General features: G+C 66.8%; 19 protein-coding genes, 1 tRNA gene and 1 pseudogene. 11 read left to right on the top strand and 10 right to left on the bottom strand.

What is annotated here, in order from left to right; genetic code table 11:
• Positions 1-115 precede the first annotated feature (115 nt).
• Together pepN and OVA06_RS07360 are read left to right on the top strand one after the other, a co-directional pair.
• Positions 116-2,668 (top strand): aminopeptidase N, encoded by a 2,553-nt coding sequence (gene pepN / locus OVA06_RS07365; RefSeq protein WP_268160677.1) that lies wholly within the window; start codon positions 116-118, stop codon positions 2,666-2,668.
• Positions 2,669-2,686: 18 nt separating this feature from the next.
• Entirely contained in the window at positions 2,687-3,160 is a 474-nt protein-coding gene (locus tag OVA06_RS07360) for an OsmC family protein (protein ID WP_261619098.1), read from the top strand.
• On the opposite strand, the gene OVA06_RS07355 is transcribed toward OVA06_RS07360, so the two are convergent.
• Positions 3,157-4,173, bottom strand: a complete 1,017-nt coding sequence (locus tag OVA06_RS07355; protein ID WP_268157327.1) for an NAD-dependent epimerase/dehydratase family protein — start codon at positions 4,171-4,173, stop codon at positions 3,157-3,159. The genes OVA06_RS07360 and OVA06_RS07355 overlap by 4 nt on opposite strands.
• Positions 4,174-4,239: 66 nt before the next feature.
• Here OVA06_RS07355 and OVA06_RS07350 point away from each other — a divergent pair, with 66 nt between their 5' ends.
• Entirely contained in the window at positions 4,240-4,926 is a 687-nt protein-coding gene (locus tag OVA06_RS07350; protein WP_056079782.1) for a mechanosensitive ion channel family protein, read from the top strand.
• A gap of 2 nt (positions 4,927-4,928) precedes the next feature.
• Entirely contained in the window at positions 4,929-5,378 is a 450-nt protein-coding gene (locus tag OVA06_RS07345) for a globin (RefSeq protein WP_056079785.1), read from the top strand.
• Between the two features lie 4 nt (positions 5,379-5,382).
• Here OVA06_RS07345 and OVA06_RS07340 read toward each other — a convergent pair whose 3' ends face one another.
• Positions 5,383-6,042, bottom strand: a complete 660-nt coding sequence (locus OVA06_RS07340) for a hypothetical protein (protein ID WP_268157325.1) — start codon at positions 6,040-6,042, stop codon at positions 5,383-5,385.
• A 63-nt stretch (positions 6,043-6,105) separates the two neighbouring features.
• On the opposite strand from OVA06_RS07340, the pseudogene OVA06_RS07335 reads away from it, so the two are divergent.
• Positions 6,106-7,087: pseudogene (locus OVA06_RS07335) on the top strand (acyl-CoA thioesterase).
• A 129-nt stretch (positions 7,088-7,216) separates the two neighbouring features.
• Here the strand turns inward: OVA06_RS07335 and ettA are convergent.
• The 3 genes from ettA to OVA06_RS07320 form a co-directional block, all read right to left on the bottom strand.
• Complete coding sequence (gene ettA / locus OVA06_RS07330) at positions 7,217-8,899, bottom strand: energy-dependent translational throttle protein EttA (protein WP_056079796.1); 1,683 nt, start codon at positions 8,897-8,899, stop codon at positions 7,217-7,219.
• A 61-nt stretch (positions 8,900-8,960) separates the two neighbouring features.
• Positions 8,961-9,497: a DUF6993 domain-containing protein gene (locus OVA06_RS07325; protein ID WP_268157322.1), complete on the bottom strand. Its 537-nt coding sequence runs from the start codon at positions 9,495-9,497 to the stop codon at positions 8,961-8,963.
• Positions 9,498-9,694: 197 nt separating this feature from the next.
• A complete protein-coding gene (locus OVA06_RS07320; RefSeq protein WP_268157319.1) occupies positions 9,695-10,249 on the bottom strand; it encodes a single-stranded DNA-binding protein in 555 nt (184 codons plus the stop codon).
• A gap of 207 nt (positions 10,250-10,456) precedes the next feature.
• Between OVA06_RS07320 and OVA06_RS07315 the strand changes: the two genes are divergently transcribed.
• Positions 10,457-10,529 (top strand) — tRNA-Arg (locus OVA06_RS07315).
• A 145-nt stretch (positions 10,530-10,674) separates the two neighbouring features.
• On the opposite strand, the gene OVA06_RS07310 is transcribed toward OVA06_RS07315, so the two are convergent.
• Entirely contained in the window at positions 10,675-11,904 is a 1,230-nt protein-coding gene (locus OVA06_RS07310) for an ROK family transcriptional regulator (RefSeq protein WP_268157317.1), read from the bottom strand.
• Positions 11,905-12,046: 142 nt separating this feature from the next.
• On the opposite strand from OVA06_RS07310, the gene xylA reads away from it, so the two are divergent.
• Both xylA and OVA06_RS07300 read left to right on the top strand, forming a co-directional pair.
• The gene (gene xylA, locus OVA06_RS07305) at positions 12,047-13,234 is read left to right on the top strand and encodes a xylose isomerase (protein WP_268157315.1); all 1,188 of its coding nucleotides are present in this window, start codon (positions 12,047-12,049) and stop codon (positions 13,232-13,234) included.
• 78 nt (positions 13,235-13,312) lie between these two features.
• A complete protein-coding gene (locus tag OVA06_RS07300) occupies positions 13,313-14,734 on the top strand; it encodes an FGGY family carbohydrate kinase (RefSeq protein WP_268157313.1) in 1,422 nt (473 codons plus the stop codon).
• Between the two features lie 135 nt (positions 14,735-14,869).
• Here the strand turns inward: OVA06_RS07300 and OVA06_RS07295 are convergent, their stop codons facing one another.
• The 3 genes from OVA06_RS07295 to OVA06_RS07285 are packed head-to-tail and all read right to left on the bottom strand — an operon-like array spanning position 14,870 to position 18,089.
• The gene (locus OVA06_RS07295; protein WP_268157311.1) at positions 14,870-15,709 is read right to left on the bottom strand and encodes a sugar phosphate isomerase/epimerase family protein; all 840 of its coding nucleotides are present in this window, start codon (positions 15,707-15,709) and stop codon (positions 14,870-14,872) included.
• The gene (locus OVA06_RS07290; protein WP_268157309.1) at positions 15,706-16,920 is read right to left on the bottom strand and encodes a dihydrodipicolinate synthase family protein; all 1,215 of its coding nucleotides are present in this window, start codon (positions 16,918-16,920) and stop codon (positions 15,706-15,708) included. The genes OVA06_RS07295 and OVA06_RS07290 overlap by 4 nt, the downstream gene beginning before the upstream one ends.
• The gene (locus tag OVA06_RS07285) at positions 16,920-18,089 is read right to left on the bottom strand and encodes a Gfo/Idh/MocA family protein (protein ID WP_261619021.1); all 1,170 of its coding nucleotides are present in this window, start codon (positions 18,087-18,089) and stop codon (positions 16,920-16,922) included. Before OVA06_RS07285 ends, OVA06_RS07290 begins: the two co-directional genes overlap by 1 nt.
• 169 nt (positions 18,090-18,258) lie before the next feature.
• On the opposite strand from OVA06_RS07285, the gene OVA06_RS07280 reads away from it, so the two are divergent.
• The 3 genes from OVA06_RS07280 (at position 18,259) to OVA06_RS07270 (ending at position 20,898) form a co-directional block, all read left to right on the top strand.
• Positions 18,259-19,347, top strand: a complete 1,089-nt coding sequence (locus tag OVA06_RS07280; RefSeq protein ID WP_268157307.1) for a LacI family DNA-binding transcriptional regulator — start codon at positions 18,259-18,261, stop codon at positions 19,345-19,347.
• Positions 19,347-20,123: an alpha/beta hydrolase gene (locus tag OVA06_RS07275; protein ID WP_268157305.1), complete on the top strand. Its 777-nt coding sequence runs from the start codon at positions 19,347-19,349 to the stop codon at positions 20,121-20,123. The genes OVA06_RS07280 and OVA06_RS07275 overlap by 1 nt, the downstream gene beginning before the upstream one ends.
• A gap of 61 nt (positions 20,124-20,184) precedes the next feature.
• Positions 20,185-20,898 (top strand): DNA alkylation repair protein, encoded by a 714-nt coding sequence (locus OVA06_RS07270; protein WP_268157303.1) that lies wholly within the window; start codon positions 20,185-20,187, stop codon positions 20,896-20,898.
• On the opposite strand, the gene mptB is transcribed toward OVA06_RS07270, so the two are convergent.
• The gene (gene mptB, locus OVA06_RS07265; RefSeq protein WP_442793533.1) at positions 20,895-22,451 is read right to left on the bottom strand and encodes a polyprenol phosphomannose-dependent alpha 1,6 mannosyltransferase MptB; all 1,557 of its coding nucleotides are present in this window, start codon (positions 22,449-22,451) and stop codon (positions 20,895-20,897) included. The genes OVA06_RS07270 and mptB overlap by 4 nt on opposite strands.
• Positions 22,452-22,599: the final 148 nt, after the last annotated feature.

Here is a 22,599-nt window from a genome sequence, read left to right as displayed (position 1 = left end):
GGACGTGACCTGCGCAACGTGCCAGGGTCCGGGCAGTGCAAGAATGATCAGAGCCGGAGCCGGCTACCGCCGGCACCGCAGCAGCCAACGTCTTCTGGAGGTCTCCTTGCCAGGCATGAACCTGACGCGCGACGAAGCCCGCGCCCGCGCAGAACTGATAACCGTCGAGTCCTACGAGGTCAGCCTGGACCTGACCCGCGGCAGTGAGGTGTTCGGCAGCACCACTACGGTGAAATTCGGAGCCGCTGCCGGCGCTGAGACGTTCATCGACGCCGTAACGCACACGGTGCACAGCGTGACCCTGAACGGCAAGAGCCTGGACCCCGCCGCCGTGGCCGACGGCGTGCGGATCCAGCTGCCCGGCCTGCAGGACCACAATGAGCTGACGGTGGTGGCGGATGCGCCGTACATGAACACCGGCGAGGGCCTGCACCGTTTCGTTGACCCCGTGGACAACGAGGTCTACCTGTACACACAGTTCGAAGTGCCCGATTCCCGCCGGATGTTTGCCGTCTTCGAGCAGCCGGACCTCAAGGCGACGTTCGCCTTCACCGTCACCGCGCCCTCGCACTGGGACGTCATCTCAAACTCCCCCACACCCACACCGGCCGCAACCTCCGCGTCCGGCGACGGCGGAGCCCGCTCGGTGTGGACCTTCGCACCGACGCCCCGGCTTCCCTCTTACGTCACAGCCCTGATTGCGGGCCCGTACCAGTCAGTCCGCAGCGAGGTCACAAGCTCCGACGGGCGGGTCATCCCGCTGGGCGTTTTTGCCCGCAAGTCGCTGATGCAGTACCTGGATGCGGATAACATCTTCGAACTCACACGCCAGGGCTTCGGCTTCTTCGAAGCACAGTTCGGCTGCCCCTACCCGTTCGAAAAGTACGACCAGCTGTTCGTCCCGGAGTTCAACGCCGGCGCCATGGAGAACGCCGGGGCCGTGACCATCCTGGAAGGCTACGTCTTCCGGAGCAAGGTAACGGGGGCGCAGATCGAACGCCGCGCCATCACTGTGCTTCACGAACTCGCGCACATGTGGTTCGGCGACCTGGTGACCATGCGGTGGTGGAACGATTTGTGGCTGAACGAATCCTTCGCCGAGTACATGTCCCACCTGGCGGCCGTGGAGGCCACGTCCTTCACCAGTGCCTGGACCACGTTCGCCTCGGTGGAGAAGTCCTGGGCCTACCGCCAGGACCAGCTGCCCACCACCCACCCGATCTTCGCTGAGATCAACGACCTGCAGGACGTTGAGGTGAACTTCGACGGCATCACCTACGCCAAAGGCGCTTCGGTCCTGCGGCAGCTGGTGGCCTGGGTGGGTCCGGAGCAGTTTATGGCCGGCGTCCGGGAATACTTTGCCAAGCACTCCTGGGCCAACACCGAGCTGCGCGACCTGCTGGTGGAGCTCGAAAAAGCAAGTGGCCGCGACCTGGACGACTGGGGCCGGCAGTGGCTGGAGACCGCGGGCGTGAACACCCTGGTTCCAGAGCTTGACCTGGATTCCGACGGGACGCTGAGGTCCTTTGCCATCCTGCAGTCCGCCGTGCCCGAGTGGCCCACCATCCGTCCGCACCGGCTGGCCGTGGGGTTCTACAACCTGAATGCCGCCGGCAGGCTTGAACGCGTGCACCGTGAGGAACTGGACGTCGACGGCGAACGCACCGACGTCCCTGCCCTGGCCGGACTCCGGCAGCCGGACCTCATCCTGGTCAACGACGACGACCTCGCCTACGCCAAGGTCCGCCTCGACCCGAAGTCCCTGGCGACCGCGACGGCACACCTGAAGGACTTCCAGGAAAGCCTGCCGCGCACGCTGGTCTGGAATTCGGCGTGGGACGCGGCACGGGACGGCGAAACTCCGGCGCGCGCCTACGTTGAGCTGGTCCTGGCCAACGTCGCCGCCGAAACAGATTCCTCGGTCATCCTGGTGCAGCTGCGCCAGCTGGCCACCACGCTGAACTTCTACGTGGCCGAGGAACACCGCGAAGCCACCACCGCTGCGGCCGCGGACCGGCTCTGGGAGCTGGCGCAGGAAGTTGCCGGCGGTTCCGACGCGCAACTCCAGTTCGTTAAGTCCTTTGCCCTGCTGGCCGGCAGCACTACCCAGCTGGACCGCGTGGCCGGGCTCCTGGACGGGTCAGTCGCTTTGGATGGACTGACCGTGGACCAGGACCTGCGCTGGGAGCTGGTGGCTTCCCTGGTGGCCGGCGGCAGGCTGGGGCAGGACGGGATCGACGCCGAGCTGCAGCGGGACAAGACCGCCAGCGGGCAGAACGCTGCGGCCCTGGCCACGGCGGCCATCCCCACCCCCGAGGCCAAAGCCGCAGCCTGGGAGTCGATCGTGGTCAAAGGCGATCTCTCCAATGCGTTGCAGGGTTCGGCCGTGGCCGGGTTCATGCGGGTGCTGGACCGGTCGCTGCTGGAACCCTACGCCGAGATGTATTTCGCCGCTGTCCCGGGCATCGTGGCCACCCGCACGCACGCACTTGCCCAGCAGGTCGTCGTCGGGCTCTACCCGGCGCTGCTGACCACCCAGGCCACGGTGGACCGCACGGACGGATTCCTGGCGTCACTCCCCCAGGAGAGCGCCGCGCTGCGCCGGATGATGCTGGAAAACCGCGACGGCGTGGCCCGGGCACTGCGCGCCCGCGCCGCGGACGCCTGACAGGAAGGGAACGCAGCCATGGGCCTGCACGAACACAAGTACGCCTTGACCGTCCAATGGACGGGTAACCGCGGTGAGGGGACCTCGTCCTACCGCGGTTACTCGCGGGACCACGACGTCGCCATTCCGGGCCTTCCGGTCCTGAAAGGCTCGGCAGACCCCACCTTCCACGGTGACCGCGGGCGGTACAACCCGGAGCAGCTGCTGCTGGCTGCCCTGGCGCAGTGCCACATGCTGTCCTACCTCCACGTCGCGGTGAAGCATGGCGTGGTGGTCACGGACTACCGGGACGACGCCACCGGAGAGATGGTGCTGAACCGCGACGGAAGCGGCCAGTTCCAGAGCGTGACCCTGCATCCGCGGGTCACCGTGGCGGACCCGGGGCAGGTGGAACTGGCGGCGTCACTGCATCATGAGGCGAACCAGGTCTGCTTCATTGCCCGGAGCGTCAATTTCCCGGTAGGCCACGAACCCGTCACCGTGGCGGCTTAGGCGACGTTGCCGGCGCTGGACTGCCCTCCCGCCCGGAGCCGGCGGACCAGCCCGGCTTCGGTGTCCGGTGCCAGCCCGGCGTTGCGTGGCCGGCGCAGGCCCCGGACACGCTCATCCCGCAGGACGTCCGCGATGGTCTCCTCCCAGGGGCGCAGCACCAGCCCCGCGTCCCTGGCTGCCTGGTTGCTGCGGGCCATGAATCCGTCGTGGCCGGGTGGAAGCCACAACGGCAGCGAATCCGGCCCCGACCAGTACGCGATGCCCTGGCCGGCGAGCCACTCCGGCGGGGCATCCAGGATGTGGCCGGTGTGGCCTGCAGCCTCCCGTGACGCGGCCACGTATTGGGCGAAAGGCACCTGGTCCCCCAAGGCGTTCAGGGCTCCCGTGGTCCCCTGGCCGGCGGCTTTGAGGATCCATGCCGCGAGGTCCCGGACGTCGATGACCTGCGTGGGGGCAGTGCCGATGCCGGGGACCACCACAGGCGTGTTGTCCCGGGCGAAGCGGGCCGGCCAGTAGCCGTAGCGGTCGGAGCCGTCGCCAGGACCGGCGATAAGGCCCGCACGGACAATATGGGCCCTGCCGCCGGCCAGCTCAGCGGTGGCCGCTTCAATGGCTGATTTGGACTCGCCGTAGGTCTCCGGCGTCGACGCCTCCCCGTCAGCAAGCGGCGGCAGCAGTGCCGCGTCCTCTGCGGCGCCGGGCACCGAATGGTCCGCATACACCGAGCAGCTGGACACCAGCGTCCAGTGTCCGGAGCGGGCCCCGAGGCTTTCCAGCGCATCGCGAGCCAGGCCCGGGTCGCGTGCCACCTCAATCACAGCATCCCATTCCCCCGCCGCGTCGTCGTAGGCGTTCGCGCCCAGTGAACGGTCGGCCTGCAGCCACACCGCGCCCTCGGGCGGCCGCCCGGACGTGCCCCTGGCCAGGCACGTTACGCGCTGGCCTGCGGCTATGGCCTGGCGGGCGATTTCTGCTGACAGGAAGGCGGTTCCGCCCAGGACGAGGATGCGCATTGCTCCACGCTACGGCGCTAGGGTTGAAGGTGAACAGAGCCAAGTTTCAAGGAGCACTTCCCCCATATGGTCAGCATGTTGTCAGTCCTTCCGTCCGCCGCCACCGATCCGGACGGCATCAGCATTACCGGGATTGTGATCAGTCTCGGCGTGGGCGTCGCCGTCTGGCTGGTGGCGACCTTCGTCATTTCGCGGATCACCACCCGCGTGGCGGCCGGGAGCAACTTCTTTAAGAAACGGACCTTCAAATGGGTGGCTCCGGCGCTGCGGGCACTTGACCACGAACGGCGCGTACAGCGCGCGGAAACCATCGGTTCGCTGCTGAACAGCGTGGTGGGCGTACTGGTGGTGGTCATCACCGGCATGTACGTGCTGCAGAACCTGGACATCAACATTGCGCCGCTGCTGACCAGCGTGGGCATCCTGGGTGTGGCCATCGGCTTCGGCGCGCAGCAGCTGATCCGCGACTTCCTGGCCGGGATCTTCATCACCATTGAAGACCAGTTCGGCATCGGTGACGTGATCGAAACCAGTGAGGTAGTGGGAGTGGTGGAGTCCATGGGCCTGCGCATCACCCGGGTCCGGTCCGACGACGGCGCCATCTGGTACCTGCGCAACGGTGAGATCCTGCGGGTGGGCAACCGCTCGCAGGGCCGGTACGTCCCGCTGCATGAAGGGCCCACCGGCACCACTGACCAGGGCTCCAACCACGGCGTCGAGAACACGAAGACCGAGCAGAAAGCCGGAGAGTAGCCATGAGCCTCCCCATTGAGCCGCAGCGGCCCCAGCTGATGCAGAACGATCCCTTCAGCCAGCCGGCCTACACCGACAGCTTCTACGACGCCGTGGGCGGCCACGACACCTTCGTCAAACTGATCGACGTGTTTTACGACGGCGTGGCAACCGACCCGCTGCTGCGCCCCATGTACCCGGAAGAGGACCTCGGGCCGGCCAAGCGGCGTTTCCTCATGTTCCTGGAGCAGTACTGGGGCGGCCCCACCACGTACGGCGAGGAACGCGGCCATCCCCGGCTCCGGATGCGGCACATGCCGTTCAGGGTGACGCCCGAGGCCAAAGACCGCTGGCTGTTCCACATGCGCGCGGCAGTGGACGCACTGGAGCTGCCGGCACTCTACGAGGGCACGCTCTGGGAGTACATGGAGCGCGCGGCGCTGTCCATGATCAACAGTCCGTCGGGCGCGTAACCGGCTAGAGGAGTCCGCTGCCGGTCCGCGCCAGGACATGGCCGCGGCTGCCGGAGAGGCGGAACCAGCGGCCGGCCCGGTAGAGCTTCTGGTCGCCGTCGGCGAGGAAGCCAAGGGCCAGTGCTGCAAATGCGGCACCGGCCGGCAGCCCGGTGGCGTCCAGTTCCCGGCCCCACACCGCGGCGCGGGCGTTGTTCACCATCAGCGCCCCGGGATTGTTGGGCACGGCGCCGGTCACCTCGCCAATACCGGCCTCCGCGGCCGACTTAAGCTCGGCGTCCGGAACCGAACCCAGCAGCTCCCAGCCGCCCCGCGGGGCGCCCACGCCCGTCCACGACTCGGTGACGGTGGTGGGCGGAACGGGCAGTTCGACGTCGTCCGCCCCTGCCCGGGCCAGCCGGTCCAGGACCGCCGCCAGCGGCACCGTGACATCGGTTTCCGATGGCGCGGCAAGCTCCATGGTGCGCAGGCCAAGGATGGTGGGGGTGGCTTCGCCCAGGATCCGCGGCCGCAGCACGCAGACGTAGGCTGCCAGCACGGAGCCTGCAGCCTGCAGCCTGATGGCGCCGTCGTCAATCGCTTTGGCACGGGTTGCAAAGGTCTTCAGGTCGGCAAGATCCCGCGGGTCGGCGAAGCGGAAGGACGAAGTAAGAAGATCAGACACACCAAGAACATTACCGGCTGCGCCTTGTTTGAGCGGTGCCGGGGGTCCGTCTAGAGTCAAACCATGACTGAAGCCGAAGCCGGAATCCTGGCTCTTCCCGGCGGCGACCCCACGTCGTCGCTCATCAACCTCCTGGACCTGGGCGAGCTGGAAGGCGCGCGGACGGACGAGGATATTTTCCTTGGTCCGTCCCAGCAACAGCCGCACCACCGGGTGTTCGGCGGCCAGGTGCTGGCACAGTCGCTCGTTGCGGCCACGAGGACGGTGGAGGAGGACCGCGCTGTCCACTCCATGCACGGGTACTTCCTGCGGCCCGGTGACGCCAACAAGCCCATCACCTTTGGTGTCCAGCGGCTCCGTGACGGCCGGTCGTTCTCCGCCCGGCGGGTCCACGCCTACCAGGAAGGCACGCCCATCCTGTCGATGATCGCGTCCTTCCAGACTGAGGATGAAGGCATCGAGCACGAGTCTGCGATGCCGGCCGGGATCCCCCGACCCCGAGTCCCTCCCCACCACGGCAGACCTGCTGGGGAAGTTCGACCACCCGGTGGCACGGCACTGGGCCTATGAGCGGCCGTTCGACATCCGCCACGTCAATCCCCCGTTGTATGTTTCGGCGACTGGCGAGAAAGAGGCCGCGAACGCCGTCTGGATGAAGACCTTCGGCCCCATGCCGGACAACCCGAACCTGCACCGCGCTGCGCTTGCCTACGCCAGTGATTACACGCTCCTGGAGTCCATTCTGCGGCGCCACGGCCTCAGCTGGATCACGCCGGGCATGAACGTGGCCAGCCTGGACCACGCCATGTGGTGGCACCGCCCGGCGCGCGTGGACGAGTGGCTGCTGTACGTCCAGGAGTCACCGAGTGCTCAGTCGGCCCGGGGCCTGGCAACGGGAAAGATCTTCAACCGGGCCGGACAGCACGTTGCCTCCGTGGCCCAGGAGGGCATGGTCCGCGTGCCCTCTGACCTGAAAAGCAAGGTGGCAGGGGCCGTCCAGTCCAAGGTGCTGGAGCACCAGCTCCGCAAGGCCGGCCGGGCGTAGGGCTCCGGCTGCCGCGTTCCTGCCGGCCCCCTGGCGGCGCTTCACCACATGGCAAAGGCCGGCGCAGGTGGACCATAGTCCACCCGCGCCGGCCTTTTCGTGCCCGGAGCCGCGGCCCCGGCGCATGACTTAGTCGCGGGTCAGGCGGCGATGGGTCACGCGGTGGGGCTTGGCGGCGTCGGGGCCGAGGCGCTCCACCTTGTTCTCCTCGTAGGACTCGAAGTTACCCTCGAACCAGTACCACTTCGACGGGTTCTCCTCGTCGCCTTCGTAGGCCAGGATGTGGGTGGCCACCCGGTCCAGGAACCAGCGGTCGTGCGAAACCACCACGGCGCAGCCGGGGAATTCGAGCAGCGCGTTCTCCAGGCTGCTGAGGGTTTCGACGTCGAGATCGTTGGTGGGTTCGTCAAGGAGCAGGAGGTTGCCGCCCTGCTTCAGGGTCAGCGCCAGGTTCAGGCGGTTGCGCTCACCGCCGGAAAGCACGCCGGCCTTCTTCTGCTGGTCCGGGCCCTTGAACCCGAAAGCGGCAACATAGGCGCGGGACGGCATTTCGACGTTGCCCACCTGGATGAAGTCGAGCCCGTCGGAAACAACCTCCCACAGCGTCTTGTTGGGGTCGATGCCGCCACGGCTCTGGTCAGCGTAGGAGATCTTGACGGATTCGCCGATCTTCAGGTCGCCGCCGTCGAGCGGTTCCAGGCCCACGATGGTCTTGAACAGGGTGGTCTTGCCTACGCCGTTGGGGCCGATGACGCCAACGATGCCGTTGCGCGGCAGGGTGAAGGACAATCCGTCGATGAGCGTGCGGTCCTCGAAGCCCTTCTGAAGGTTCTTGGCTTCGAGGACGACGCCACCCAGGCGCGGTCCCGGCGGGATCTGGATCTCTTCGAAGTCCAGCTTGCGGGTCCGGTCGGCTTCGGCAGCCATCTCCTCGTAGCGGGCCAGACGGGCCTTTGACTTGGTCTGGCGGCCCTTGGCGTTGGAGCGGACCCACTCAAGTTCCTCGGTGAGGCGCTTGGCCTGCTTGGCGTCCTTCTTGCCCTGGACTTCCAGGCGGGCACGCTTCTTTTCGAGGTACGTGGAGTAGTTGCCCTCGTACGGGTACAGGTGGCCGCGGTCAACCTCGGCGATCCACTCGGCCACGTGGTCCAGGAAGTACCGGTCGTGGGTGACGGCGAGCACTGCGCCGGGGTAGCTGGAGAGGTGCTGTTCGAGCCACAGCACGCTTTCGGCGTCGAGGTGGTTGGTGGGCTCGTCGAGCAGCAGCAGGTCCGGCTTCTGCAGCAGGAGCTTGCACAGTGCCACGCGGCGGCGTTCACCACCGGAGAGGTTGGTGACGTCGGCATCGGCCGGCGGGCAGCGGAGGGCATCCATGGCCTGTTCCAGCTGGGAGTCGAGGTCCCAGGCGTCTGCGGCGTCAATGGCTTCCTGGAGCTTGCCCATCTCGTCGAGGAGGGTGTCGTAGTCAGCGTCGGGGCTGGCCATTTCCTCGGAGATTTCATTGAAGCGCTGGATCTTGCCGTAGATCTCGCCCACGCCTTCCTGGACGTTGCCCAGGACGGTCTTTTCCTCATTCAGGGGCGGTTCCTGGAGCAGGATGCCCACGGTGTAGCCGGGGCTCAGCCGGGCCTCACCGTTCGATGGGGTGTCCAGCCCGGCCATGATCTTCAGGATGGTGGACTTACCGGCACCGTTCGGACCCACAACGCCGATCTTGGCGCCCGGGAAAAAAGACATGCTTACGTCATCAAGGATGAGTTTTTCGCCAACGGCTTTGCGGGCCTTGGTCATTGTGTAGATAAATTCCGCCATGGTTCCAAATCTAGTGGGTTGGCGGGCATATCTCACATTTGCGTGGAATGGGCCACTGGCCTCATGACCCCACGAAGCATTTGCCGCTCGCGAGAACGGGGAGGACCGTCACGGTGACGGACCCTTCGCGGACCTGGCCGATCACGCAATCCTTTCCCTGCAGCACGGCGGCTTCGATGGCATCTGCTTCAAGCCCTGTGGGCGTCCGGCTTTGCGATACCTGAAGCGCTGCGGGGGCGATACCGGCCGCTGTGAGCACCTCTGTGACCTGGGCAGTTGCGGGTTTGGGCGTGCCTCCCGCCAACCCGGTGAGGGTCTGGGTAACCGTACGTTTCATCACTTCGGTGGCGGCTTTGTCCGCGTCGGATGTGGCGGCCAGGGCCTGTCCGCTGGGCGTGGCCGCCGCTTCAGGAGAGGCGGAAGGCGTGGTGCTGCCTGACTGCTGCTCCGGGGCCGGCTGGCTCTGCGCCTGCTGGTCCATGGCCGGATTGTCCACGCCCGGCCCGGCAGGCGAAGGGCCACTGACGCACCCGGATAACAGCAGCACCAAAGCTGCTCCCGTTGTGGCGGTGAGACGGGAGGTTACAGAGTGCCGCATGGTGTCATTGTGCCATGTGCCGGGCTGCCGCCCGGTCGCGGCAGCATCCGGCAGTCCGCAGACTGGCATGGCCCGCCGTAACCGGTTGCGGGCTCCGCTTGAGCGCCGGCGGGGTGTGGCGGGCGGACGGAATACGGCCGGGGGGGTGCCGCGTTCCGTCCGCCCGGGACTGGCAGGACGGTGAACGCTGATGGGCCCTAGACTTCGGCGAGTTCCCCCGTTTCGAGATCCAGGGAAGCGAGTTCGCCGTTGCTGTCCTCGATGACAACGGCTAGTTGGGCGTCGTCATCGGGGTGGTCGAAGTCGTGGTCTTCTGCCTCGTCCTGGGTCAGGCCCATGGCTGACTGGGGGTCGTCGGGTACGGCGGGCGGCTCCACCAGGGACAGCGAGGGCTTGGATGACGTGCGGGTGAAGTTTGCCGAGCCGAGCGAAAGGTCATGGCCCACAGCATCGGCGTAGATGACTGTCGAATGGTAGACGCGCCCGTCCTTTTCCCAGGTGCTGAGCCGCAGTTTCCCTACCACGATGACCGGCTGGCCCTTCCTGATGCTGCATCCGATGGTCCCCGCGAGTTGGCGGTACCCGTGGACGGTAAACCAGTTGGTGTGTTCATCCACCCATGCCTTGGCGGACTCGTCGAAGCGGCGTGAGGTAACACCTACGCGGAATGATGCCTTCGCGGTGCCGCGGCCAGTGGTGGAACTCGTTACATCCGTGGCCACGAAGCCCCGGATGGTCATTAGGTCTTTCATCTTTCACGTCCTGTCTCAATGGTGGTGCCCTTGCAGGCAGTACCAGCATTGCGCCGCCGGGCAGCCGGCAGGAGAGGCAGGTTGGGCTATGTGCATAAGGCACCGGCGCAGGCGGATGTGGAGGGAGAGTCATCTGCAGATGACGGCACCGGCACCCCGGGCAGGGTAAACTTTTTGAGGCACTGGCCGAGAGGCCGGAGACCGGATGCCTCAGTAGCTCAGGGGATAGAGCAGCGGCCTTCTAATCCGCCGGTCGGGGGTTCGATTCCCTCCTGGGGCACCGAAAGGAGGTCCTGGCCTTGCCGATGCAGGCCAGGACCTCTATTGCTTAAGCGGCCGCAGGAATCCGGCCGGTTCTTGCGTCCGCGTGAGAGCCGGGCCTGACATTCAAGCAGGATCGTTGAAGCCCCCTGACCGCCCCGCGGCTAGCCCTGCAGCAAGTGCGGCGAGTCCACCAGCGAGCGCAGGACGCTTCCGGCCGCGCCCAGGAGCGCGCCCTCCTCACCCACGGCCGAGGTGACAACATGTTCGGCGGCCAGCTTCCCTGGCGCATAGGTGGAAAGGCTGCCCAGCAGCGGAGCACGCAGCCACTGGTCAAGGACGGCAAAGTGGCCGCCAAGCACCACCGAACCGATGTCCACCACCCGCGCAGTTGATGCGATGGCAATGCCCAGGTACTTGCCGGCACGTTCGACGGCGGATGTCGCCCGGGTGTCGCCCGCGGCGAGCGCTGCAAGGAGGCTGCGCATGGCTGAGGAGCGGCTTTCGCCGGTGGTTTCCACGCCCGCGGCAGCGAATATCGCATCCTGGCCGGCAATTGTTTCAAGGCAGCCCGTCCCTCCGCACGAGCAGCGCTTTCCTCCCGGGTCCACCACCACGTGTCCCACTTCGCCGGCGTGGCCGGCGGGTCCGGTGAAGAGTTCGCCGCCCAGGACCAGGCCGCCACCAACGCCCACCTCCCCGGAAATGAACAGGAAGTCGCCTTCATTGCCGGGCCTGTGCCGGAGTTCAGCCAAGGCCGCAGCGTTGGCCTCGTTGAAGAGGGCGACGGCCAGTGGCGCTTCCGGAAGCAAGGCACCAAGGTCAAGGTCGACGTCGGTCCACCCCAGGTTCGGGGCGGTCAGGATTCCCGTCCCTCCGGGTCCCACCAGCCCGGGCACGGCGAGGCCGCCGCCGAGGATTTCCACGCCCCGCTCCCCCGTGTCACTTCGCGCTTTGGCCGCCAGGACTGCGAGCGCCTCCAGGACCGGTTCCGGCTGGCTTCCCCGGTTATCCCGTTCCCGGACCTCCAGGAAGACGACCGCCCCGGACAGGTCCATCACGCCGGCAGCTATGTAGTCGACGTTGACCTCCATACCCATGACGGCCCGCATGGTGTTCAGGTCCAGGCCCACCCCGGGACGGCCGCGCTCCCCCCGTGCGTTGAGTCCGACTTCGCGCACCAGGCCCGCATCCACGAGGTCCATCACCATGCTTGAAACGGACGCCTTGGTCAGGCCGGTGGCGGCAGCAACCTGGGCCCTGGTGGGAAACGCTCCCCGGGGCGCACCCGCGATGGCACCGAGGACCAGGGCGAGGTTGCTCCTGCGCACGTCCCCCATGCTGCCGGGAGCCGCCGGCCCCTGGGGCGTCGACGCCGGAACAGGCAACCTCATGGCACTCCTCGCTGCGGATCCCGCCAAGAAAACCGGTGGCCCGCACCGCCGGACCCTTGACCACAGCCTACGTCCAGACATAAAGTTCAGGCAATAAACTAAAGATCCGCACGTTGCGGACCATCGATTGCAAGGACGCATCATGACTCTCTCCCCCACCCCTGCCGACAAGTTCACCTTTGGCCTTTGGACGGTGGGCTGGACCGGCGCCGACCCCTTCGGTGTGGCCACCCGTGCAGCCCTTGACCCGGTGGAAGCCGTCCACAAGCTGGCGGACCTCGGCGCCTACGGCATCACCTTCCATGACAACGACCTGGTCCCGTTCGACGCCACGGCCTCCGAGCGCGAGCTGATCCTGAAGAACTTCAAGGCTGCCCTGGCCGACACCGGCCTCAAGACCCCCATGGTCACCACCAACCTGTTCAGCCACCCGGTCTTCAAGGACGGCGGCTTCACCTCCAACGACCGCTCCGTCCGCCGCTTCGCCCTGAGCAAGGTCCTCCAGAACATCGACCTCGCCGCCGAGCTCGGCGCCGAAACGTTCGTGATGTGGGGCGGCCGCGAAGGCAGCGAATACGACGGTTCCAAGGACCTGTCCGCCGCACTGGACCGAATGAAGGAAGGCGTGGACACCGCCGCCGCATACATCAAGGACAAGGGCTACGGCCTGCGGATCGCCCTCGAGCCCAAGCCGAACGAACCCCGCGGCGACATCTTCCTGCCCACCGTCGGCCACGGGCTGGCTTTCATAGCCCAGCTCGAACACGGCGACATCGTGGGCCTCAACCCCGAAACCGGCCACGAGCAGATGGCAGGCCTGAACTTCACCCACGGAATCGCCCAGGCCCTCTGGGCAGGCAAGCTCTTCCACATCGACCTCAACGGCCAGCGCGGCATCAAGTACGACCAGGACCTCGTCTTCGGCCACGGCGACCTCACCAGCGCCTTCTTCACCGTTGACCTCCTCGAGAACGGCTTCCCCAACGGCGGCCCCATGTACGACGGCCCGCGCCACTTCGACTACAAGCCCTCCCGCACCGACGGCTACGACGGCGTCTGGGAATCCGCGAAGTCCAACATGTCCATGTACCTCCTGCTCAAGGAACGCGCGCTCGCCTTCCGCGCAGACCCTGAGGTCCAGGAAGCACTGAAGACCTCCGGCGTGTTCGAACTCGGGGAACCCACTCTCGCTGCCGGTGAGACCACTGCGGATCTGCTGGCCGACGCCAGCGCGTTCGAAACGTTCGACGCCGATGCCGCCGCCGAACGCTCCTTCGCCTTCGTGCGGCTCAACCAGCTGGCCATCGAGCACGTGCTTAACGCACGCTAGGCGCAGGCAACCAACCACCAGCACCACGGTGCCGCCGGAGCCACGATCCGGCGGCACCGGCGCATGAGAAGGAACCACATGGCCCTCGTTGCCGGAATCGACAGCTCCACCCAGTCCTGCAAAGTGGTGATCCGCGACGCGGACACCGGCGCGCTGGTGCGGCAGGGACGCGCCAGCCACCCCGACGGAACCGAAGTCCACCCCGAGCACTGGTGGAACGCCCTCCAGGCCGCCATCACGCAGGCAGGCGGGCTCGCTGATGTCAGCGCCGTGTCCGTGGGCGGCCAGCAGCACGGCATGGTCTGCCTCGACGGCACCGGAGACGTCATCCGGCCGGCCCTGCTGTGGAACGACACCAGGAGTGCTCCCGCCGCCCTGGACCTGGTCCGGGAAGCCGGCGACGGCGACTCCGCCGCGGGTGCCCGCTACTGGTCCCGCGCCACGGGAACAGTCCCTGTTGCCTCGCTCACTATCACCAAGCTGCGCTGGCTCGCCGGAAACGAACCCGACAACGCGTCCCGCGTCGCTGCCGTCTGCCTCCCCCACGACTGGCTCACCTGGCGGCTGGCTGGATTCGGCCCCGGCAGCGGCGAGGCGGGCCTGGCGGCACTCCGGACCGACCGGTCCGACGCCTCGGGAACCGGCTATTACTCCGCGGCTGCGGACAAGTACCTTCCTGACGCCCTCGAAAAGTCCCTTGGCCACGTCCCCCGGCTTCCCGCCGTCGTCGGCCCGCTGGACATCGCCGGGAAAACCCCGGAAGGGTCGCTCATCGGTCCGGGCGCCGGGGACAACGCCGCCGCCGCCCTGGGCGTGGGCGCGGGCGTGGGCGATGTTGTCCTCTCGCTGGGCACGTCCGGAACCGTGTTTGCGGTGTCAGCAACCCCTGCGGCCGATGAGTCGGGGCTTGTCGCGGGATTCGCGGACGCCACGGGCAATTTCCTGCCGCTTGCCTGCACGCTCAACGCGACACGGGTGTTCGATGCGACGGCCGCGCTGCTGGATGTCAGCCTGGAAGAATTCAACGAGCTCGCGCTGGCGGCCCCGGCAGGAGCCGGCGGCTTGACGCTCATTCCATACTTCGACGGCGAACGGACACCCAACCTTCCGGACGCGGCCGGATCGCTGCACGGCATCACTAGAACGAATTACACGCCCGAAAACCTGGCGCGCGCCGCCGTCGAAGGCGTGGTCTGTTCCCTCGCCGACGGCCTGGCAGCCCTTCAGGCGCAGGGCGTGGAGGCCCGGCGCGTCATCCTGGTGGGTGGCGGTGCGCAGTCGCCGGCCGTGCAGCTGGCAGCCAGCCAGCTGCTTGGCCTTCCCGCCTTTGTGCCGACGCCCGGCGAGTACGTGGCCGACGGCGCGGCCCGCCAGGCCGCCGCTGTGCTGGCCGGGTCGATCCCGGAGTGGACCCTCACCGGTGTGGATCTTCCGGCTAAACCGTCCGACGGCGGCATCCTGGCCAGGTACCGCCGGTACGCCGCCGCGTACCTCGCCTGAGCCCGGTGGCGGGCCGTGCCCTGTGCATGGACCGCAACGCAAAAGGACCTGCATCGCCGGAGCGGTGCAGGTCCTTTTCTGGTGGGGCGCAGGCTCCTGCCGTGACGTTGGCAGGAGCCCGCGGTCTGCATCAGGTCAGGCGTACGGGAGTACCAGCTCCGCGTAGCGCTCCTTGACCGTGGAAAGCACGGTGTCGCCGTCCGTGTCCCAGATCTCCTGATTGAAGATTTCGACCTCGATGTCGCCGGTGTACCCGGCGTCCCTGACCCAGGTGCCGATGGTGGCGAAGTCAATGACGCCGTCGCCCATGTAACCGCGGGAGAGCAGCGGATCCGCGGCGATGGGCATGTTGAAATCGCACACCTGATAGGACGCAATGCGGTTTTCCCTGCCGGCACGTTCGATCTGCGCCTTCAGTTCCGGATCCCACCAGACGTGGAAGGTGTCGACGGCGACGCCAACATCCTTCGTGTCGAAGGGCGCCGCCAGGTCCAGCGCCTGGCCAAGGGTGGAGATGAGTGCGCGGTCCGCGGCGTACATCGGGTGCAGCGGTTCCAGCACCAGCCGGACCCCGTTTTCCGCGGCGACCGGAACAAGGTCCGCCAACCGGTCCGCCACACGCTGCCGTGCCGCCACGACGTCTTTCTCCCCGGGCGCCAGGCCGCCGACCACCAGGAACAGTTCCCTGGTGTCCAATGCCACGGCCTCGAGGATTGCAGCGCGGTTGTCAGCGAGCGCGGCCGCCTGCCCCTCGGCGTCGGCTGCGGTCAGGAATCCGCCCCGGCAGAGCGAGGACACCCGCAGTCCCGCGTCCTTGATCAGGCGGGCAGCCTTGTCCAGGCCGGCTTCCTCCACGCGGTCGCGCCATGGGCCAATGGAGGGAATGCCGGCGTTGACGCATCCCTCGACCACTTGGGCAAGTGTCCATTTCTTGGTGGTGGCGCTGTTGATGGCCAACCTTGAGAAGTCGCTCACACGCCCACCCCGTTGATCCGCAGGTAATCGGACATCCGGAAGGCGGCGAGGGCGGGATCCTTCAGCAGGCCCGCCCGGTCGGCGAGTTCGAAGGTCTTGGCCAGGTGGCAGACGGAGCGGCCGGAGTGCAGGCCGCCCACCATCTGGAAGCCCGGCTGCTTGCCGTTGAGCCACGACATGAACGCAATGCCGGTCTTGTAGTAGAACGTGGGGGCGCTGAAGATGTGCTTGCCCAGTTCGCGGGTGGAGTCCAAGATCTCGCGGGCCTTGGCGGCGTTGCCAGCGTCGTAGTTCTGCAGGGCTACCGAGGCGGCCGGGTAGATGGCTGCGAAGATGCCGAGCAGTGCGTCCGAGTGGTGCGTGCCGTCTCCGTCGATGAGCTCAGGGTAGTTGAAGTCATCGCCGGTGTAGAGGCGAACGCCCGCGGGCAGGGCTGCGCGCAGGGCCACCTCGTGGCTTGCATCGAGCAGGGAGACCTTGACGCCGTCAACCTTGTCCGCGTTGTCCTTGATGAGGCCCAGGAAGGTCTCGGTGGCAGCAGCGACGTCCTCGGAGCCCCAGTAGCCGGCAAGTGCGGGATCGAACATGGTGCCGAGCCAGTGCAGGATGACCGGCTGGTCAACTTCCTGCAGCAGCGTGGAGTACACGTTCAGGTAGTCCTCCGGACCCTTGGCTACCTTGGCCAGGGCACGGGAGGCCATCAGGATGACCTTCGGCCCGGCTTCGCTGATGACGGCAATCTGTTCGCGGTAGGCCTCGAGGACAGCCTTGAGGCCGGCTTCGCCCACGGGAAGGGAATCGATGTCCAGCTGGTCGGTGCCGGCGCCGCAGGAGACGAGGTCACGGACCGACTTGCCAGCAGTGGCCGCGTTGTTCGCTGTAACCACGGACGCCGCCTCAACGCCGGTGCGCTTGATGAGCTGCTGGGTGGCTGCCCAGTCAAGGCCCATGCCCCGCTGTGCGGTGTCCATCGCATCGGCGACGCCCAGGCCGTAGGACCACAGTTCGTGGCGGTAGGCCATCGTGGCGTCCCAGTCCAGGCGTGCCGGGGCACCGGGGGTGTTGTCGGCAAGGACCTCGGGGATGACGTGGGCTGCGGCGTACGCCCGCCGCGCTGTCAGGGGTGCGGAGGGCCGGGCCCAGGTGGTGCCGCCCTGCAGGCGGTATTCCCTGGTGCCGCCGTCGTGGGAGGGAAGGATGAGGGACGTCATTAGAGCGTGATCTCCGGGATGTCGATGGTGCGGCGTTCGTCGTTGGACTGCAGTCCGAGCTCTGCAAGCTGGACACCCCGGGCGGCGGAGAGCAGGCCGAAGCGGTGTTCGCGGCCGGCGACGACGTCGCGGAGGAATTCTTCCCACTGCAGCTTGAAGCCGTTGTCGAGTTCGGCGTTGGCGGGAACTTCCTGCCACTGGTCGCGGAAGGATTCGGTGACGGGCAGGTCCGGGTTCCACACGGGCTTGGGGGTGTGTGCGCGCTGCTGGGCAACGCACTTGTTGAGGCCTGCGACGGCGGACCCATGGGTGCCGTCGATCTGGAATTCCACCAGCTCGTCACGGTAGACGCGAACGGCCCAGGACGAGTTGATCTGGCCCACGACTGCGTCTCCCGCGGGGGTCTCAAGCTCGAAGATGCCGTAGGAGGCGTCGTCGGCCGTTGCCTTGTATTCCTTGCCGGCCTCGTCCCAGCGGGCGGGGATGTGCGTGGCGGTCTTGGCGCTGACGCTCTTGACCTTGCCGATGATGCCCTCAAGGACATAGTTCCAGTGGCAGAACATGTCCGTGGTCATTCCGCCGCCGTCTTCCTTGCGGTAGTTCCAGGACGGGCGCTGGGCTGCCTGTACGTCGCCTTCAAAGACCCAGTAGCCGAACTCGCCGCGGATGGAGAGGATGCGGCCAAAGAAGCCTTCATCCACCAGGCGGCGGAGCTTGACCAGGCCCGGGAGGTACAGCTTGTCGTGGACGACGCCCGCGGTGACGCCGGCGTCCTTGCCGATGCGGGCCAACTCGATGGCTTCTTCCAGGGTTTCCGCGGTGGGCTTCTCGGTGAAGATGTGCTTGCCGGCCAGCATGGCCTTCTTCAGGGTGGCCGCACGCAGGCTGGTCATTGAGGCGTCGAAGATGACGTCAACAGTGGGATCGTTGATGACCGATTCCAGATCGGTGGTCCATTCGGCGACTTTGTGCTTCTCCGCCAGTTCGCGGATCTTCGCCTCGTTGCGCCCCACCAGGATGGGCTCAACCTGCACGCGGGTGCCGTCTTCCAGCGTGAAGCCGCCGGCGTCACGGATCGGCAGGATGGAACGCAGCAGGTGCTGGCGGTATCCCATGCGGCCGGTGATGCCATTCATGGCAATGCGGATCGTCTTTGTTTCGAAGCCCATGTGTCCTCCACGGTGAGTGAGCAAGTTTTACTCAATCCTGATTGGGAAAGCGCATTCCCACTTGTTACATCATGCACCGCTCCCGCCGGAGTTGGCAAGCGCTTTCCGGAAGAACTTTCAACTGCCATAATGTGGTGACCGTTATCTTCCCCGACGTCCAGGAGCTGCTGTGGCTGCTAGTACCCTCACCGAGGTGGCCCGGCTTGCCGGGGTGTCTCCCGCCACCGCCTCCCGCGTCCTCAACGGCTCAGCGCGCAAGCCCGGCAAGGACATCGCCGAGCGGGTCCGCCAGGCGGCAGATTCACTGGGTTACATTCCCAACGCACAGGCACAGGGACTGGCGAAGTCGAGTTCCGGCCTGATAGGCCTGATCGTCCACGACATCGCGGACCCCTACTTCGCGGCAATTGCCAGGGGCGTCCAGGAGGCTGCCCGCGAACAGCGCCGGATGGTCCTGCTGGCCACCACGGGCGGTGCCCCCGGGGAAGAAAAGGAAGCAGTTGCCGCCTTCGCTGCGCGGCGTGCCGACTCGATCGTGATCGCGGGCTCGCGCTCGTCCCGGGCTGAAGACGGGGACGACAACGCGGAACTGGCCGCGGAGCTGGACCGCTACTGCCGCAACGGAGGGCAGGTTGCTGTGGTGGGACACCCCGTAGTGGGCGCCGCCGCCCCGGAGGGCTACCACGTGGTGTCTGTCCCCAACCAGGAACTTGCCGCAGACCTGGCCGTGGAACTGGCCGCGGGCTGGGACGGCGACTTCGTCATCATCGGCGGCCCGGAAGGGCTATTCACCTCCGATGACCGGATCCGCGGCTTCCAGGAAGGGCTCAGCCGGGCAGGCCGCGGCCCCGCCGGGGTACTGCGGAACTCCTTCAACCGGTCCGGAGGATACGACGCCGGCCTCAAGCTGGCGGCACGGATCAAGGCCGGGGGAACCGGCGAAGGCGGCCGGCCGGCTGGCAACGGGCTGGGTATTTTCGCTGTCAATGACGTCATGGCCATCGGTGCGGCCGCCGCTTTACGGGCAGAAGGCCTCCGCATCCCGCGCGACGCACGGATCGCGGGCTTCGACGACATCGAGACCCTGCGCGATTTCAGGCCTGCACTCTCCACGGTCAGCCTGCCGCTGGAGGAGATTGGCCGGCTCGCCACCAGGGCCACTGCACCACCCACGGCCGACGGCGACGAACAGGATTCCGCATCCCGCCCCGTGACCGGCAAGGTCGTGCTGCGCCGCAGCACGGAGACCACGGACTGATGGCGCCGAACGGCCTGACCTCAGTTCCCGCCCGTTGCCCTGATGGCGGGTTGCGGCCCGCCGTCCTGGTCCTGCCCGGCGGCGGCTATGCGCGGCAGGCGGACCATGAGGCCGAACCCGTGGCCGAATGGCTCGCCTCGCTGGGTATTCACGCATTTGTCCTGCGCTACCGGGTAGCTCCCCACCGGCACCCCGCTCCCCTGGTGGATGCCAAGGAAGCCATGCTGTACATCCGCAGCGGCGCCCATGGCCTGGCGGTGGATCCGGAACGGATCGGGGTGCTGGGATTCTCGGCAGGCGGCCACCTCGCTGCAACACTGTCGACGGCGGTTTCCACGGGAGTCCCAGCCCTCGATGTCCCCGGCTCCGTGCCTGACCTGGCAGTGCTGTGCTACCCCGTGGTGTCGTTGGCCCGGGACGTGCACCAGGGGTCGGTAGACAACCTCGTGGGCCACGCACCGTCCCCGGACCTGCTCTCGACTCTTTCCGCGGACCGTCAGGTGACCTCCCAGACCCCGCCGGCTTTCCTGTGGCACACGGCCGACGACGAGGCGGTGCCCGTCAGCCACAGTCTGGGATACGCGCAGGCGCTTTTCGACTCCGGCGTGCCTGCGGAACTCCATATCTTCCCGCACGGCCGGCACGGCATCGGCCTCGCGGCCGGAGCGCCGGGCGCAGAGGAGTGGCCGGCACTGTGCGCGGCCTGGCTGAAGCGCGCTGGCTGGACGTACGCCGGTCAGCCAGCCGCCCCCGAACCTGCAACAGCGGAACGCTGACTGTTCACCGGGGCTGTGGAGGTCATGGCTGCGGTGGCCCGGCGCTGGCTAAGGTTGCCTCATGGAAAGCCCAGCAACTTCCAACACCGAGGTGCTTGCCACAATCCGGTCTGAGCTGCGGGAACATGCCGATCCCGCGCGGGCAGCGGGCGCCCAGGCATATATGAGGTCGAGCCTTCCTTCGCTGGGAGTCCGGGTGCCGGAAGTTCGCCGGATTGCGAAGGACGCGGCTGCCGCGGCGCCGTTCCGGTCCGGGGAGGAACTGCGTGCCACCGTCCTCGATCTGTGGCGCCACTCCGAGGTGCGCGAGGAGCGGTACGCTGCCATTGATTTGACCGCGAACAGGATGGTGTCCCGGGACCTGCACATGCTGCCGGTCTACGAGGAAATAATCCGTACCGGCGCCTGGTGGGACTTCGTGGATGGCGTTTCTGGGCGCATCTTCGGCCTGCTTCAGGCCCACCGCGAGGAAATGACTGCGGTGCTGCGCGCTTGGAGCACCGATGAGGACTTCTGGTTCAGGCGGGCCTCCATCATCGCCCAACTGAAGGCTAAGGCCGCCACGGACACTGCACTGCTGGCCGCGGTGATCGAACCAAACCTGGGAGACGGAGAATTTTTCGTCCGGAAGGCCATCGGATGGGCGCTGCGGGAGTACGCCAAAACCTCACCGGACTGGGTGGCGGCCTTCGTGGCTAAGCACTCGGCCGTCATCAGCCCCCTGTCGCGGCGGGAAGCCCTGCGAAGGCTCAACGGCCGGGCTGCGCGCCGCTAAATGACCGGACGTTCAACAACCAGGTCGCCGGACTTTCGGAACAGACGTTTCGTCGAGGGATCCCAGAAGATCAGGTAGAGGCCGAACAGCAGGCCTGTCACAGCTGCCGCAACCCGGGCCAGGGTCAGCGCGAAGCCCAGGTCATCGGCCTGGAGGTACGGGAAGACTTCAAGCTGGTCCGAGATGGCGTAGATCATGAAGAAAGACACCACAAAATAGAGCGCCTTGACCTGCCAGTCGTTACGGATGCCGGTGACCGCAAAGAGCGGAATGAGCCACACCACGTACCATGACTGGATGATGGGGGCCAGCAGGACGATGGCAGCGAATCCGAGCGTAAGCCGCCGCATCAGCCTGTCGTGGTCGCCCCGCAAAATCAGCCATGCCACGATGCCCACCGCCAGGAGCTTTCCGGCGTCGAACACCCACCCTGCGAAGACACTGCCGTCCAGGCCAAACGAATTGGCCAGCGAGGCCACGATCATCCCGATCAGGCCCACGGGGGCGTACCAGATCGCAATGCTGCCAGGGGCCGAGAGCCCGTTGATCCACCCGAACCCGAATCCGTTCACCAGGCCCATCAGAACCAGGAGGCCCAGGCTGATGCCGGCCGTCAGCGCCCAGAAGGAAAACTTGCGGACCCAGCCCGCATTCTGTCCGGCCCAAAGCAGGCCGATGAAGGGCAGGAAGACGATCGTGATGGGCTTGACGGCGATGGACAGCGTTACCAGGACAATGCCGCGCACCACCCGGTGCGTAGCGCAGTAATACAGGCCGGCGAGGGCCAGGCCGATCATGAGGGAATCGTTGTGGACGCTGGCGATGAAGTTGGTCAGGAACAGAGGGTTGGCCGCCGTCAGCCACAGCGCCCGGTGCGGGTTGACGCCGTGCAGTTCCGCCAGCTTTGGCACGTAGATGACGCACAGCACCACCCCCGCCACCGCCACCAGCCGGAACAGCATCACGCTGGCTTCGGGCTGGACATTGGTTGACCAGACCACGAACTGCTCGATCCACAGGAACAGCTGGCCGTACGGAACCGGCGCTTCGGTCCACATTTTGTCGGCGCCCAGCTGGAAATAGTTCGACAGGGCTGAGATGCCGTTCTCGTAGGGGTTGAACCCTTCAACCATGAGGCGGCCCTGGCCGATGTAGGCATAAACATCCCGGCTGAACAGCGGGACACACACCACCATGGGCAGGCCCCATGCCAGGATCGCCTTGAGCGTGGCGCTGCGCGCCTGCGCTCCCCACACGTGGACTTTCTGGCCCAGCCGCAGCCAGGCCCGCACCAGGAGCATGCCGCCGACGGCCAGGAGGATGATGGACAGTGCCACCCCGGCGGCCTCGGCGCGCATCCAGATGAAGAGGGGCATCCTGCGCAGTTCGGAGACGGGCGCCAGCCAGCCGACCCCCAGGGATCCGACCAGCATGAACATGGAGCCAACGAAGCCTGCAAGGATCGGCGACCGCGGATCGTCCATCTCGGCACCGCCGTTGACGGCCGGGGCGGCGGCAGCCATTCCGCCCGCCGCGGGCAAAGGCGCCGTCATATCAGGGTTGTCCAATCTTCGTGCGTTTTCGCAGGCCGCGCCCGCAGGCCGCTGGGCCTGTCCGGGGCGCGTTTCCATACAGCGGGGTGACCCGCCACGTATTCGAAATCCTAGCACCGGCCGGTTGGCAGGAGGTGTAACGGTAGGC

It is taken from the genome of Pseudarthrobacter sp. SL88, from assembly GCF_026672455.1.
GTDB lineage: Bacteria > Actinomycetota > Actinomycetes > Actinomycetales > Micrococcaceae > Arthrobacter.
This window is presented reverse-complemented; position numbering and strand designations above follow the sequence as displayed.

Bases quoted from the DNA above. Each gene is read 5' to 3' on its own strand.
- OVA06_RS07350 (WP_056079782.1), top strand. From the start codon at position 4,240: ATGGTCAGCATGTTGTCAGTCCTTCCGTCCGCCGCCACCGATCCGGAC.
- OVA06_RS07360 (WP_261619098.1), top strand. From the start codon at position 2,687: ATGGGCCTGCACGAACACAAGTACGCCTTGACCGTCCAATGGACGGGT.
- OVA06_RS07320 (WP_268157319.1), bottom strand. From the start codon at position 10,249: ATGAAAGACCTAATGACCATCCGGGGCTTCGTGGCCACGGATGTAACG.
- OVA06_RS07355 (WP_268157327.1), bottom strand. From the start codon at position 4,173: ATGCGCATCCTCGTCCTGGGCGGAACCGCCTTCCTGTCAGCAGAAATC.
- OVA06_RS07345 (WP_056079785.1), top strand. From the start codon at position 4,929: ATGAGCCTCCCCATTGAGCCGCAGCGGCCCCAGCTGATGCAGAACGAT.
- OVA06_RS07290 (WP_268157309.1), bottom strand. From the start codon at position 16,920: ATGACGTCCCTCATCCTTCCCTCCCACGACGGCGGCACCAGGGAATAC.
- OVA06_RS07310 (WP_268157317.1), bottom strand. From the start codon at position 11,904: ATGAGGTTGCCTGTTCCGGCGTCGACGCCCCAGGGGCCGGCGGCTCCC.
- OVA06_RS07275 (WP_268157305.1), top strand. From the start codon at position 19,347: ATGGCGCCGAACGGCCTGACCTCAGTTCCCGCCCGTTGCCCTGATGGC.
- OVA06_RS07285 (WP_261619021.1), bottom strand. From the start codon at position 18,089: ATGGGCTTCGAAACAAAGACGATCCGCATTGCCATGAATGGCATCACC.
- pepN (WP_268160677.1), top strand. From the start codon at position 116: ATGAACCTGACGCGCGACGAAGCCCGCGCCCGCGCAGAACTGATAACC.
- mptB (WP_442793533.1), bottom strand. From the start codon at position 22,451: ATGACGGCGCCTTTGCCCGCGGCGGGCGGAATGGCTGCCGCCGCCCCG.
- OVA06_RS07325 (WP_268157322.1), bottom strand. From the start codon at position 9,497: ATGCGGCACTCTGTAACCTCCCGTCTCACCGCCACAACGGGAGCAGCT.
- OVA06_RS07270 (WP_268157303.1), top strand. From the start codon at position 20,185: ATGGAAAGCCCAGCAACTTCCAACACCGAGGTGCTTGCCACAATCCGG.
- xylA (WP_268157315.1), top strand. From the start codon at position 12,047: ATGACTCTCTCCCCCACCCCTGCCGACAAGTTCACCTTTGGCCTTTGG.
- OVA06_RS07300 (WP_268157313.1), top strand. From the start codon at position 13,313: ATGGCCCTCGTTGCCGGAATCGACAGCTCCACCCAGTCCTGCAAAGTG.
- ettA (WP_056079796.1), bottom strand. From the start codon at position 8,899: ATGGCGGAATTTATCTACACAATGACCAAGGCCCGCAAAGCCGTTGGC.